The 13,272-nt window shown below is 52.6% G+C and carries 11 protein-coding genes and 1 rRNA gene; 11 read left to right on the forward strand and 1 reads right to left on the reverse strand.

Annotated elements, in window-relative coordinates; translation table 11 throughout:
- Positions 1-22 precede the first annotated feature (22 nt).
- Positions 23-139 (forward strand): 5S ribosomal RNA (rrf, locus tag ACR0QW_RS02425).
- Between the two features lie 56 nt (positions 140-195).
- Here the strand turns inward: rrf and ACR0QW_RS02430 are convergent.
- Positions 196-1,104 (reverse strand): LysR family transcriptional regulator, encoded by a 909-nt coding sequence (locus tag ACR0QW_RS02430; protein ID WP_432642140.1) that lies wholly within the window; start codon positions 1,102-1,104, stop codon positions 196-198.
- A gap of 159 nt (positions 1,105-1,263) precedes the next feature.
- Between ACR0QW_RS02430 and ACR0QW_RS02435 the strand changes: the two genes are divergently transcribed.
- The 10 genes from ACR0QW_RS02435 (at position 1,264) to hpt (ending at position 13,237) form a co-directional block, all read left to right on the forward strand.
- Positions 1,264-1,506 carry an SLC13 family permease gene (locus ACR0QW_RS02435; protein ID WP_432642141.1) on the forward strand — a complete coding sequence of 81 codons (243 nt, stop codon included), beginning with the start codon at positions 1,264-1,266 and terminating at the stop codon, positions 1,504-1,506.
- Between the two features lie 44 nt (positions 1,507-1,550).
- Positions 1,551-2,546, forward strand: coding sequence for an SLC13 family permease (locus ACR0QW_RS02440; RefSeq protein WP_432642142.1), 996 nt, complete (start codon positions 1,551-1,553; stop codon positions 2,544-2,546).
- A 27-nt stretch (positions 2,547-2,573) separates the two neighbouring features.
- On the forward strand, positions 2,574-4,022 hold the full coding sequence (locus ACR0QW_RS02445) for a M20 family metallopeptidase (RefSeq protein ID WP_432642143.1): 1,449 nt from the start codon (positions 2,574-2,576) through the stop codon (positions 4,020-4,022).
- A 291-nt stretch (positions 4,023-4,313) separates the two neighbouring features.
- Positions 4,314-5,660: a GntP family permease gene (locus tag ACR0QW_RS02450; protein ID WP_432642144.1), complete on the forward strand. Its 1,347-nt coding sequence runs from the start codon at positions 4,314-4,316 to the stop codon at positions 5,658-5,660.
- Positions 5,661-5,681: 21 nt separating this feature from the next.
- Positions 5,682-6,644, forward strand: a complete 963-nt coding sequence (locus ACR0QW_RS02455) for a LysR family transcriptional regulator (RefSeq protein WP_432642145.1) — start codon at positions 5,682-5,684, stop codon at positions 6,642-6,644.
- Positions 6,645-6,657: 13 nt separating this feature from the next.
- On the forward strand, positions 6,658-8,301 hold the full coding sequence (locus ACR0QW_RS02460; protein WP_432642146.1) for a dihydroxy-acid dehydratase: 1,644 nt from the start codon (positions 6,658-6,660) through the stop codon (positions 8,299-8,301).
- 117 nt (positions 8,302-8,418) lie between these two features.
- Complete coding sequence (locus ACR0QW_RS02465; RefSeq protein WP_432642147.1) at positions 8,419-10,983, forward strand: heavy metal translocating P-type ATPase; 2,565 nt, start codon at positions 8,419-8,421, stop codon at positions 10,981-10,983.
- 100 nt (positions 10,984-11,083) lie between these two features.
- Entirely contained in the window at positions 11,084-11,602 is a 519-nt protein-coding gene (locus tag ACR0QW_RS02470; protein WP_432642148.1) for a S1 RNA-binding domain-containing protein, read from the forward strand.
- A gap of 59 nt (positions 11,603-11,661) precedes the next feature.
- On the forward strand, positions 11,662-12,714 hold the full coding sequence (gene tilS, locus ACR0QW_RS02475; RefSeq protein ID WP_432642149.1) for a tRNA lysidine(34) synthetase TilS: 1,053 nt from the start codon (positions 11,662-11,664) through the stop codon (positions 12,712-12,714).
- A complete protein-coding gene (gene hpt, locus ACR0QW_RS02480) occupies positions 12,698-13,237 on the forward strand; it encodes a hypoxanthine phosphoribosyltransferase (protein ID WP_432642150.1) in 540 nt (179 codons plus the stop codon). The genes tilS and hpt overlap by 17 nt, the downstream gene beginning before the upstream one ends.
- Positions 13,238-13,272: the final 35 nt, after the last annotated feature.

The raw sequence follows: 13,272 nt of genomic DNA on the forward strand, positions 1-13,272 counted from the left end.
GGCTCATGTCTTCAACAGAAAATCCGGTGGTGATAGCTAAGGGGATCCACCTGTTCCCATGCCGAACACAGCAGTTAAGCCCTTATACGCCGAAAGTACTCGAGTGGAAACGCTCCGGGAGGATAGGGAGCTGCCGGTTAAACCAGAAAGAGCATCGCAGAAGCGATGCTCTTTCTTTTTGTGTGTAGATCTGCTTTAAACGGTCATTTCCGGATATTTTTTCCGGATGAGTTCTTTGATGAAGCGTACATAGGTGCTGCTCTCTTCTGTCAGACCGTTTTCCTTCAGGTACAGGATACCCATGAAACAACTCTGTTTCAGAGGGAAGGCAGTCAGTCCGTAGAAGTCCAGCAGGGAGGACGGCAAACCGAAGCCGATGGCAAAGCTGTCGGTGCTGGCCACGATCTGGTGCCGAAGGGATGCACTGGAAATTTCGATGATCCTGGAAGGATCGGCATACCGGGCGGCCTCTTTGATGGTCTGGAGTACCGGGGTCCCTACGTAATCTACGAAAGGATAATCATGGAGCCCGTCAAGGGCCAGCTGGCCATCCCTGATCAGAGGGTGATCTTTCCGGACGGTGATGATCAGCGGGAGCCGAAGCAGGGAATGGTAGGTGATGTGCCGGTTTTTCAACCGATTCAGCCAACTGCTCTCGAATTCTCCCGTTCGCAGGATGGAACCGATCTGGGCCGTTCCCTGATACACGTCATTGACAATCTGGTCAATGGTGCCGTTGGTGAAGCGGAACTGCAAAAGGGAGGGATTTCCATAGAATTTCAGAGTCTGGAGAAAGGCCTGTTCGTAAATATAGGAATTGGTGGATGCCACATGAAGAAGCTGGATGGCCTGCTGGGTCGCCAGGTTCTTCATTTTTTTGTATTCGCTGATGATTTTCCGGGCATGCTGAAGGAACAAGCGGCCTTTTTCTGTGGGCAGCACCCCATTGTGGCTGCGGATAAAAAGAGAATAGCCCAGCTCCCCTTCCAGAGCATGCAGGCTCTGGCTCAAATGAGGCTGGGACAAATGCAGCACAGCAGCTGCCCGATTGATGGATTTCTGTTCCGCAATGGTCAGGATGTGCAACAGCAGGAGTATGTTCATGGGATGGAATCTCCTCTCATTATAATTGATATTTATACCTCTAAAGAATATACATATTTTTCAAAAGCAATATTCCATGATATAGTCATCATAACAAATTTGGCCAAATATGTAAAATAAAGCAAAAGGAACGTTTAATTATCGAGGGGGAGTGTGGATATGAGTCCATTAAATATAGTCCTGGTGATTCTGGGTGTGACTATCCTTGCGTTCATTACGGGTAAACTTCCTTATACCGTTATTGCAATAGGGATCATCTCCTCTTTGCTGCTGACCCATGTGATGGACATCAAGCAGGCCTTCTGTGCGCTGACTGATAAGAATGTAATCATGCTGGCAGCCATGTTCGTCATCAGTGCCGGCATTGTGAAATCAGGGATCCTGGATCATGTGAAGGACTGATCCATCAGTATCAGGATAAGTCCCATCAGGTTATCCTGGTGTGTATGCTGGTTGCTGCTTTCCTTTCCATACTGAGCAGTGCCGTAGGGACCATGGCCATCCTGCTGCCGCTCATTATTTCTGTGGCCCATGACCTTCATATGAGCCGGAGCAGGCTGATCTACCCGCTGGCGGCTGTGGCCAATATCAGTACGGCCTGCACGTTCCTGGGACAGGGTGCTTCCAATATGATGTGGAATGATGTGATGATGCGGATCGGAGGCAAGATCCCCTTTACCATCTGGGATTTTACTATTGCCCGGATGCCGGCCATCCTTCTGGCCATCGTATATGGCATCTTCATTGCGCCGAAGCTGCTGCCGGACATTCCGGATTCTGCCTTTGATGACACCATGAATTATGGGGCCGGTAAAGAAAAAGAGGATGCCAACCCCAAACAGAAACTGGCTGCTGTCATTTCTCTGCTGACCATAGCCGCCATGCTGGTCCTGGACTATTTCAAAATTGTTCCTATGTATCTGAGTGCCTGTATCGGTGCAGCGCTGCTGATTGCCACCGGTGTGCTCAGTGAAAAAGAAGCACTGGGGTCCATCCATGGTCCCACCATGTTCCTTTTCATCGGGATGCTGCCGCTTTCCGATGCCCTGAAGATTACCGGAGCGGCCGATGTGGTGGCCTCTCAGATCCAGCTGCTGCTGGGGAATACCACAAATCCTTATCTCATCATGGCCGTATTCTTCATCATCCCGCTGATTGTGACCCAGGTCATGTCCAATATTGCGGCCATTGCCGTATTCATCCCGCTGATTTCCAGTGTGGCCGTGAGCATTGGGGTGGATCCTCGGGCAGCGGTTATGGGCACTATGGTGGCCAGCGGGACGTCCATCCTGACCCCCATGTCCTGTGCCTGCCAGGCCATGATCATGGCACCGGGCGGGTATACGCTGAAAGATTATCTGAAATGCGGAACGCCGCTGGCTCTTTTGATCACCGTGGTGAGCATCATCCTGCTCCCCATTTTGTATCCTTTTTATAATTGACATCTGTTCTGGGAAGGAAGATAAACTATGGAAACGAAAAAAGCAAAAGCACTGCAGGGAATCGAACAGAAAAGAGAACAGCTCATTGCACTGAGCGATGCCATATGGGATCATCCGGAAATCCGGTACACGGAATATGCTTCTATGGAGCTATTGTGCCAATTCCTGGAAAAAGAAGGATTCACGGTGGAAAAGGGAATCGCCAACATTCCCACGGCATTCCGGGCCACCTTCGGCAGTGGTCACCCTTTTATGGGATTCCTGGGAGAATATGATGCGCTGGATGGCCTTTCTCAGAAACCCGGCATTACCCATCCGGAAGCCCTGGTACCTGGCGGAAAGGGGCATGGCTGCGGCCATAATCTGCTGGGAACCGGCTGTGTGGCTGCAGCCATGGGCGTGAAAGCCTATCTGGAAGAGAATCATCTTTCTGGTACAGTTATCTTTTTTGGATGCCCTGCCGAAGAAGGAGGATCGGGGAAGAGTTTCATGGCCCAGGATGGGGTCTTCGATGGACTGGACATGGCTTTTTCCTGGCACCCGGAAGCCTGGAACGAAGTCCTGGCAGGTGGATCACTGGCCAACCATCAGGTCCTTTATGAATTTTACGGCAAGGCTTCCCATGCTTCCGGGGCTCCGGAAAAAGGCCGCAGTGCACTGGATGCAGTCCAGCTGATGGATACGGGGGTGGAATATCTGCGGGAACATATGATCGATGCGGCCCGGATCCACTATGCCATCCTGGATGCGGGGGGAAAATCTCCCAATGTAGTACCGCCCTTTGCCAGTGTGCTGTATCTGATCCGGGCTCCCCGGAATGAACAGGTACAGGAATTGAACGACCGTGTGGATGAAATTGCCCAGGGGGCAGCCTTGATGACCCGGACCCGGGTGGAGAAAAAATTCATCAAGGCCTGTTCCAGCCTCATGGACAATACTGTCATGGAAGAAGCTCTGCAGAAGAACCTGGAGGGGATTGAACGGGAAGCCTATACGCCGGAGGAACTGGAACTGGCGCATGCCCTTTCGGCCAGCGCCGGCGGCCAGAAAATGGATCTGGAAAAGCTCCTGGAAAATTACGACAGATCCCATCGAGCGGAAGTGCGGAAACTGCTGGCACCTTATGCGAAAGCAACGGTTAATGATTTCATCATGCCGCTGAAGGATCGGGAGAACATGCTGAAGGCTTCTACGGATGTGAGCTGGATCTGTCCCTGTGCGATTTTCACTGTCGCTACCTGGCCCGCCGGTGTGACACCGCACACCTGGCAGGCCGCCAGCCTGGGCAAATCCACTTTTGCCCAGAAAGGGATGTTCTTTGCGGGGAAAGTCATGGCCGGGACAGCCATCGATTTCCTGGAACATCCGGAGATGCTGGAGCATGCAAAGGAAGAGCTGAAGAGCCGCGTGGGGGAACAGGGGTATGTAGCACCCATCCCGGCCCATGTGAAACCGCAGATTCCTGAAAAACACTGACAATAGAAAAGCTGGATGAGGGGAAAGAAACTGTTATCAGTCGGCTTTTGATGAACTGATAAACTCCAATACAAAAAGAGACTTTTGATTCGTATGAATCGAAGGTCTCTTTTCGTGTTCATAGGCCCTTATTTTGCAGATCACATAGCAGATGACCCATAACCACAACGAAATGTTGTGTATGCACCCATTATTATTTGTTTTTCATTGTGATATTTTCATGTTACAGTATAGTCAGAAAACATTTGATCCGGATGCAATTGTAGAATTCAACATGAGGAGGAATCAATCATGGGAATCGTAATTCCTTTTTTAGCAGGATTGGCCTTGATGCTGCTACTGATGATCAAAACGAAGCTGGGTCCTTTTATGTCGATGTTGTTGGGCGCATTTATCATAGGCATAGGATGTGGCCTTCCTGCTGGCAAGGCAATTTCTTCAATTACGACAGGGTTCGGGAATATCTGTCGGAGCATCGGTATTGTAATCATTTTTGGGGCTGTTTTGGGTGATTATCTCGATAAGTCCAATGCTACACAGAGAATTGCTTCCACTTTGCTGCGAATCGCAGGAAAAAAGAGAGCAGATGTGGCTTTATCTGCCACCGGCTTTTTGGTCAGTATTCCTGTGTTCTGTGATGTTGCACTGATCATGCTGGCTCCGCTGGTCAAAGCCATCGCGAAAAAGAGTGGGCAGGCACTTGGCGCCCTGGCAGTAGGATTGGCTCTTTCTTTGTTGACGACGAATACCTATGTGGCGCCGACTCCGGCACCGATTTCCATTGTTTCGATTCTCGGTATGGACCTGGGCGAATCGATTTTCTGGGGATTGATAGTTGCTGCTGTTAATTGCATGACAATTCTGGCATATTGTCGATTTTATCTGGAAAAGAAACCTCAGGGTTGGTTCCAGAAAAGTGATACTGCTATAATGACTGATATGGATGAACCGGAATCGGCATCCAATAATGAAAGAAAAGGACAGCCGTCTTTCCTGGCTTCGATTTTACCTGTGATTGTGCCCATTGGACTCATTCTTCTGGCTACGACCTGTAAGATGCTGAGGGTGCAAAATGAAGCTTTTCTTTCAGTAGTTAATATGTTGGGAGATAAGAACATCGCTCTTTTTATTGGAATCGTAACGGCAGTTGCACTCTTATATCGGTATTTACCCAGAGAGGAAGTCTTCAAATCTATGAATGATGCGCTGACTTCATCTGGTCCGGTCATCTTTATAACGGCTGCTGGTGGTTCTTTGGCCAATGTGATCAACACAACGGGTGTAGGGAAGGTATTAGCTGACAGTCTGACTGGTATGGCTCTGCCTTATCTGTTGATTCCCTTCCTTATCTGTGGCTTTTCTAAATTTGTCCAGGGTTCTTCGTCCGTTGCCGTGATCATGGCCTCTACCTTGACGTTACCCCTGGTACAGAGTGGCATGCTCAGCCCGGTAGTTGCTTTTATTGCCATCTGTGCCGGGAGCGGCTTTGGCTCCCACGTCAATAACAGCTATTTTTGGGTCTTTGCCAACTTGTTTGGTTACGATACCAAAACGACTTTAAAATCCCTGTGTGTCGGCCAGCATGTCATGGCTTTTACGGGGCTCCTATGCGCTTATGTGCTGAGCCTGTTTTTATAAATCAATGAGGGGGGCTTGATTTTGGAGAATGCAGAAAAGTATTTCCTTTTGGCCGTAGAAGAAATGAATTTTACACGGGCAGCGAAACGGGCCTATGTGACCCAGCAATGTCTGAGTAAGAATATACAGCAACTTGAGAACCGCCTGCAGGTGGAATTGTTCCAGCGGGAGCCCAAACTGGCTCTGACACCGGCAGGGCGGATGCTGTATGAAACCCTGCGCAGAGTGGAGCTTCTGGAAAACGAGTTCCATTCCAGACTGGAACTGGTCCGCCAGGACAATTCCGGTCTGCTGCGCCTGGGCATCAACAGTTCACGGGGACAAGTCCTGCTGCCGACTGTCTATGAAAGATATCAGAAAATCTATCCCAACATCCTGGTTTCCGTTACGCTGGATGACATCGTGGGACTGGAAAAGAAATTACTGGATAATCAGCTGGATCTGTTCCTCGGAGTGAATTGTGAAAGCAAGACGTATCTCCAGGTGGAAACCGTAGCACGGGACCAGATCTTTCTGCTGGCCACAGATGCATTCCTTCGGAAATATATGACCGGCCGGAAAGTGGAAGGCAGGCTGGCCAGTGGGGATACGCTGGAACTGCAGGATTTTGCTGTCCTTCCCCTGGCGGAGAACCGGCAGGGCAGTACAGTAGCGGCTGTATGCCAGCGCTTTCTGCAGCAAAGGGGAATCACAGCCATTTCCAAAATCCAGGTCAGTGATTATGCTACCCAGATTGCAGTGTGTGGAAAATCTTTGGCTGCCGCATTCTGTCCCCAGTCTCTTTTGTCTCTTGTGGCAGATTATAATAGCCATTCAATCGACAAACTGATGGCCTTTCATGTGGCTGGACTGGATGAAACGGTCAATTTATCACTGGTGCGGCCGCAGAGGGAAAACATGCCGGAAGTAATCAATGTTTTTCTAGAAGTCATGCGTCAGGTTATCCATGAAAATGAACTGTTCACCTATGGAATGATCAAATAAAGGAGGAATTCTCATGAATCATATTGATCCCAATGCAGAAGCTTATTATGTGGGGCTGATGAATGCCTGTGGGTATCGGGACAGGGACCTGAAAAAACCATTGATCGGCATCGTCAATTCCTGGAATGATGTGAATCCGGGACATAAACCGCTGAAAGAGCTGGCTCAGGTAGTCAAAGAGGGTGTCTGGGCTGCTGGCGGAACTCCGGCAGAATTTACCGTTCCGGCCCCCTGTGACGGCATGGCTCAGCTGCGGGGCGCCCAATGTGTATTGCCTAGCCGGGATCTGATTGCAGCTTCTATAGAAGCCATGGCCAGGGCCCATAATTTTGACGGCCTGGTCTTCCTGTGTGCCTGCGATAAAATCGTACCGGGCATGCTCATGGCGGCTGCATCTTTGGATAGACCCAGCCTGTTTCTGACGCCAGGGTCCATGCTTCCTTATGAAGAGGACGGGCAGATGTTTACCACACCGGATTTAAAGGAAGCCATCGGCAAATGGCGCAGTGGTGCCATCAGCGAGGAAACTTTTCAGCGGTATCGGCAGAATATGTGCGCTTCCTGCGGTACCTGTTCCATGTACGGGACTGCCAATACCATGGCTGTATTTGCTGAAGTGGTGGGGCTGGCTCCTTTTGGCAGTGCCACCATGCCATTCTGTGTTTCGGGCAAGACGAAAATGGCCCGGGATGTGGGGGAGCGGATCGTGGAACTGACCCGGCAGGGCATCACGGCCCGGCAGTTCCTGACGGAAAAATCTCTGACCAACGGTATCCTTCATGTAGGAGCTACAGGAGGCTCCAGCAATTTTGCTCTGCATATCCAGGCCATTGCCCGGACGGCAGAGATTCCCATGGATTTGAAGAAGTTTGATGAAATCCAGGCAAGGGTCCCTCTGATTGCCAAATTCAAACCCTCCAGTCAGTATAATCTGATTGATTATGGGAAAGCCGGTGGCGCTCTGGCCAGTTTGAAGACTATCGAAAAATTCTTGTATACAGAGGTACCTGTTGCCATGGGGGGGACGCTGAAGGAAGCTCTGGATGGGTTTAACAGGCCCATTGACCGGGAAATCATCCATGATCTGGAACATCCGATCCAGGAACAGGGATGTTTTTCCGTACTGTATGGCAATTTGGCCCCTCAGGGAGCGGTCGTGAAAAAGAGTGGCGTGGATCCGGCGATGTTTGTGCATCGGGGGCCGGCAGTTGTATTCAATTCAGAGGAGGAAGTCATGGACACGCTGCTCCATTCTGAAGTAAAACCAGGTAGTGTTCTGGTTATCCGATATGAAGGTCCAAAGGGCGGCCCTGGTATGCGGGAAATGTCCATTCCGGCCGCCATGCTCATTGGTATGGGCCTGCAGAAAAGTGTGGCTATGATTACTGATGGACGGTTTTCAGGGGCATCCAGAGGACCCTGTGTAGGGCATATCGCTCCGGAAGCCTGGGATGGGGGCCCTATCGCCTGTGTGCAAAACGGGGATATGATCCATATCGATCTGGATCGCCATATCCTGGAAGTGGAAATTTCAGAGGAAGAAATGGCGCAGAGAAAAGCAAAGCTTGTGAAACCGGAACATCCGGCCAAAGGCATCTTGAAAAAATACCGCAAAGGGGTGGAAGGCGCGGATACAGGGGCTTTATGGCTGTACTGAGCCTGCCAGGCTGCAGAAACAAAAAACAGGCCTCTTGACAATTGTACCCATTGGGGGTATCATAAGAATCACAGAAAAGGGTACCCTGGTAGGGTATTAAAAGGAGAGGATTCTGCCATGAAGCAATATATCGTCACGGGCATGACCTGTGCATCCTGTCAGGCTCACGTGGAGAAAGCCGTTGCCGGTGTGCCGGGCGTGAAGAGCGTTTCGGTTTCGCTGCTGACCAACAGCATGGGAGTGGAAGGGACCGCTTCCGATGCGGAAATCATCAAAGCGGTGGAAGATGCCGGTTATGGGGCTTCTCTGAAAGGGGCCTCCCAGGCCCGACAGGGAATTGCGGAAAAAATGGCCGCTGATGAAGAGGCCCTGAAGGATCACGACACGCCCCGGCTGCGCCGTCGTCTGGTGATGTCCCTGGGCTTTTTGCTCGTACTCATGTATCTGACCATGGGTCACAACATGCTGGACTGGCCGGTGCCGGTTCTGCTGGAGGGGAACCACCTGGGCCTGATGCTGACCCAGATGCTGCTGGCCATCATCATCATGTCCATCAATAAGGATTTCTACACCAGCGGGTTCAAGACACTGCTTCACGGGGCACCCAACATGGATACCCTGGTGGCTTTGGGTTCCTCCGTTTCATTCCTGTGGTCCCTGGGTGTGTTCTATGAAATCACCTATCTGACGGCTCATGGAGCACCGTTTGCGCGGCTCCATCATATGTATATGCACGACCTGTATTTTGAAACGGCTGCCATGATCCCCTCTCTGATTACTCTGGGCAAGATGCTGGAAGCCATGAGCAAGGGACGGACCACCGATGCCCTGAAGGGCCTCATGAAAATGGCTCCCAGGACGGCTGTGCTGATCCGGGATGGGAAAGAAATCACGGTTTCCATCGATGATGTGCAGAAGGGAGATATTTTTGCTGTACGCCCCGGGGAAAACATCCCGGTGGATGGTGTGGTGGTCAAGGGCACTTCTGCCGTGAACGAAAGCGCTCTGACCGGTGAGAGCCTGCCGGTGGACAAGAAACCGGGGGACAAGGTATCCACAGCCACCATCAACCAGTCCGGGTACCTGGAATGTGAGGCCACCCGGGTAGGGGAGGATACCACCCTGAGCCAGATCATCAAACTGGTCAGTGATGCGGCTGCCACCAAGGCGCCCATTGCCCGGATCGCCGATCAGGTTTCAGCCGTATTCGTTCCCGCCATCATCGGGATTGCCCTGGTTACCACCATCGGCTGGCTGCTTGCCGGTGTGCCTGCTGCCCAGGCCATCAGCTACGGCATTGCCGTACTGGTGGTGGCCTGCCCCTGCGCCCTGGGACTGGCAACCCCTGTGGCCATCATGGTAGGGAGCGGGGTGGGTGCCAAAAACGGCATCCTGTTCAAGACTTCCCAATCTCTGGAAATGGCCGGAAAAGTGAATATCGTGGCCCTGGACAAGACCGGGACCATTACCAGGGGCCAGCCCAAGGTCACGGATGTCATACCGGCAGCTGGCTATACGAAAGAAAGCCTGTTGCAGCTGGCCTATGATCTGGAACAGAAATCTGAACATCCACTGGCCAGGGCTGTGGTGGAAGAAGCACGGAATCAGGATATGGAGCCGGGAGCCGTGGATGATTTCCAGGCCCTGCCGGGCAACGGACTGCAGGTCATGCAGTATGGCAGCAGGCTGCTGGGCGGCAGCCTGACCTACCTGGAAGAACAGGGAATGGTGGGAGCCGACATGAAAGCCCATGCTGCGGAACTGGCCGGACAGGGCAAGACTCCGCTGCTGTTTGCCAAAGACGGCAGACTGGCCGGGATGATTGCCGTAGCTGACGTAATCAAGGAAGACTCGTCCAAAGCCATCCAGGAACTGAAGGACATGGGCATCGAAGTGGTCATGGTCACCGGGGATAACCAACGGACCGCTGAAGCCATCGGGAAACAGGCCGGGGTGGACCGGGTCATCGCCGGGGTCCTGCCGGAAGGCAAGGAAACTGTGATCCGGCAGCTGCAGGAAGCGGGTACGGTGGCCATGGTGGGCGATGGCATCAACGATGCGCCTGCCCTGACCCGGGCTGACCTGGGCATCGCCATCGGGGCCGGTGCCGACGTGGCCATCGATTCCGCCGACATCGTGCTGATGAACAGCAGACTGACTGACGTATCCGCTGCTGTGCGGCTGAGCCGGGGAACGGTGCGGAACATCCACGAGAACCTGTTCTGGGCTTTCTTCTACAACATCCTGCTGATCCCCTGTGCCGCCGGACTGTATCCCTTCCGGATGAATCCTATGCTGGGGGCAGCGGCCATGAGCATCTCCAGCTTTACGGTATGCATGAATGCCCTGCGGCTGAATCTGTTCAGGATCCATGATGCCAGCCATGACAAGAAACGGGAAAACAGGGCGAAAGCCATTGTGGAAAGCGAGACTTTCCAGGTGGCAAGACCTCAGGCTGCTGCTGCCGGCCATACCGTGGTGCTGGACGTAAAGGGCATGATGTGCGCCCACTGCGAAGCCCATGTAAAGAAGAGCCTGGAGGCCCTGGATGGGGTGATCAGTGCCCAGGCTGACCATACGACCGGCAAGGTGCAGGTGCGGGAATCCAAAGAGGTGCCGGAAAACGACCTCAAGAGTGCCATTCTGAAAGCAGGGTACGAATACCAGGGAATCAAGGCCTGAGAGCCTTGTTCCCCCTCTTTTTCCCCTTGACGAAATTTCGTTAACAACGGTATAATGGTTAACGTAATACCCACTGATAAAAGGAGGATGTCTTTGACCTATGGCTTTGGAAAAAGGCGCAGTTGTAGATGGGATCGTCACCGGGATTACGAATTTCGGTGCATTTGTGTCGTTACCCGAAAATAAGGTTGGTTTGATTCACATTTCTGAGGTTTCCAATGTCTTCGTCAAAGATGTACATGATTTCCTCAAAGTGAAGGACAAAGTCACCGTAAAGGTGGTTTCGGTGGATGAAAAGGGCAAGATCGGCCTTTCTCTGAAGGCTTTGATGCCGCCGGCTCCCATGCAGGAACGGAAACCGGGCCACTCTTTCGAAAACAGACATTTCGAAGGGAAACGCTTCGAAGGCGGGAACAAGCACTTCGAAGGCGGCAAACGGTTCGAGGGCAAGAAGCGGTTCGAAGGCAAATCCTTCCACGGAGCTCCCCGGCCCACGGGTCCCGTAAGCTTCGAAGACAAGCTTTCCAGGTTCCTGAAGGAAAGCGATGATCGTCTGCTGGATCTGAAACGGAATACGGAATCCAAACGGGGCGGCCGTGGTGCTCGCAGAGGAGATTGATGAACACAAAAGGTACTTCCTCGGAAGTACCTTTTTTTATTAAGGAGTGAGTGGAAGACGTGAGTATTCTGGAAGACAGCATGAAGAAACTGGTGGCAGATTCTCCACTCTGGCAGCCTCAAACGACGGTGATCGCCGCCTGCAGCGGGGGTGCCGATTCCCTGGCCCTGACTGACGCCATGGCCAAACAGGGAGAAGAGGATCAGGTACGGGTCCTGGTGGTCCATGTGCAGCACCATCTCCGGGGGGAAGAAGCCGAACGGGATGCCCGCCTGGTAGAAGCGTACTGCGCACAGAACGGACTGGCATTCAAACGGGTGGATGTGGACGCTGGAGAACTGGCCCAAAAAGAAGGGCTTTCCATTGAAGATGCGGCCCGGCGGCTGCGCTATGAAGCCCTGGAAACCAGCCGGAAGGAAGCGGATGCGGCAGCCATCTTCCTGGCCCATCATCGGGATGACCAGGCGGAAACGGTGCTGCTCAATCTGCTGCGGGGTGCCGGTACCCGGGGCCTGCGGGGGATGCTGCCGGTGAGCGGTTATCTGGCCCGTCCCTTTTTGGGCATTACCCGGCGGGATACGGAAGCCTACTGCGAGGAGCAGGGGCTGACCTACTGCCAGGACAGCAGCAACGGGGATCTGACCCTGAAACGGAACTGGGTACGGCAGAAACTGCTGCCCCTCCTGGAAACCCAGAATCCCCAGATCCGCAAGCAGCTTGCCCAGGCGGCGTCCCTGGCGGCCGATGATGAAGCCTACCTGGAACACCAGGCCAAACGGTATATCAACTGTTATGGACGGGAAGTCTTTGACACCTGGGATATCAAGGTGGAAAAAGAATTTGCCGCCCTGCCCCTGGCTCTCCAGAGCCGGGTGATCCGGATCCTGGCCCGGAAAGTGGGCGGCAGTGAAATCGGTTATGAACATGTCCAGAAAATCCTGGATATGATTGCACGGGGAGTGGGCAACAAAGCCCTGGATATCCCCGGCAGTGTCCGGCTGATCTATCTGAACGGCCGGCTGATGGTGGGAAAGAACCAGCGGTCCCGGGAAGAGGAACGGGCTGCCAAACTAGCACAAAAGGAGCGTCAAAGAAATGAACGACAAAATTGAAAAGATCCTGATCGACGAGAAAACGATGAAAGCTCGCATCGCTGAAATGGGCGCCCAGATCAGCAGGGATTACGCCGGGGAAGAACTGGTAGTCATCGGCCTGCTGAAGGGAGCTGCCTACTTCCTGACGGAACTGACCCAGCACATTACTGTCCCCGTGCGCATCGATTTCATCAAGGCCTCTTCCTATGGTTCTGGCACCAAATCTTCCGGCAAAGTGGAAATCGACTACGATACCAGCCGCAATATCGCCGGCAAGAACGTATTGCTGGTGGATGATGTGGTGGATACCGGCCTGACGCTGAAGGCTGTGGGCGAGTTGTTCCACAACCGCAACCCGAAATCCCTGAAATTTGCGGCCATGCTGGATAAGAAGGAACGCCGTCTGGTGAAAGTGCTGCCTGATTACTCCGGGTTCGAGATTCCCGATGAATTCGTGGTGGGCTTCGGCCTGGATTATGATGAAGAATTCCGGAACCTGCCTTACGTGGGCATTTTGAAACGTTCCGTCTATGAAAAATAATTTCTCCATGTCCTGAGGCAAAGCGGGAAACGCCC

This window comes from Acidaminococcus sp. (genome assembly GCF_050873445.1).
Lineage (GTDB): Bacteria > Bacillota > Negativicutes > Acidaminococcales > Acidaminococcaceae > Acidaminococcus.

What these genes read in the sequence shown, in the direction of transcription:
- ACR0QW_RS02430 (WP_432642140.1), bottom strand. Translation starts at nt 1,104, where the DNA reads ATGAACATACTCCTGCTGTTGCACATCCTGACCATTGCGGAACAGAAA.
- ACR0QW_RS02435 (WP_432642141.1), top strand. Translation starts at nt 1,264, where the DNA reads ATGAGTCCATTAAATATAGTCCTGGTGATTCTGGGTGTGACTATCCTT.
- ACR0QW_RS02440 (WP_432642142.1), top strand. Translation starts at nt 1,551, where the DNA reads ATGCTGGTTGCTGCTTTCCTTTCCATACTGAGCAGTGCCGTAGGGACC.
- ACR0QW_RS02445 (WP_432642143.1), top strand. Translation starts at nt 2,574, where the DNA reads ATGGAAACGAAAAAAGCAAAAGCACTGCAGGGAATCGAACAGAAAAGA.
- ACR0QW_RS02450 (WP_432642144.1), top strand. Translation starts at nt 4,314, where the DNA reads ATGGGAATCGTAATTCCTTTTTTAGCAGGATTGGCCTTGATGCTGCTA.
- ACR0QW_RS02460 (WP_432642146.1), top strand. Translation starts at nt 6,658, where the DNA reads ATGAATCATATTGATCCCAATGCAGAAGCTTATTATGTGGGGCTGATG.
- ACR0QW_RS02465 (WP_432642147.1), top strand. Translation starts at nt 8,419, where the DNA reads ATGAAGCAATATATCGTCACGGGCATGACCTGTGCATCCTGTCAGGCT.
- ACR0QW_RS02470 (WP_432642148.1), top strand. Translation starts at nt 11,084, where the DNA reads ATGGCTTTGGAAAAAGGCGCAGTTGTAGATGGGATCGTCACCGGGATT.
- hpt (WP_432642150.1), top strand. Translation starts at nt 12,698, where the DNA reads ATGAACGACAAAATTGAAAAGATCCTGATCGACGAGAAAACGATGAAA.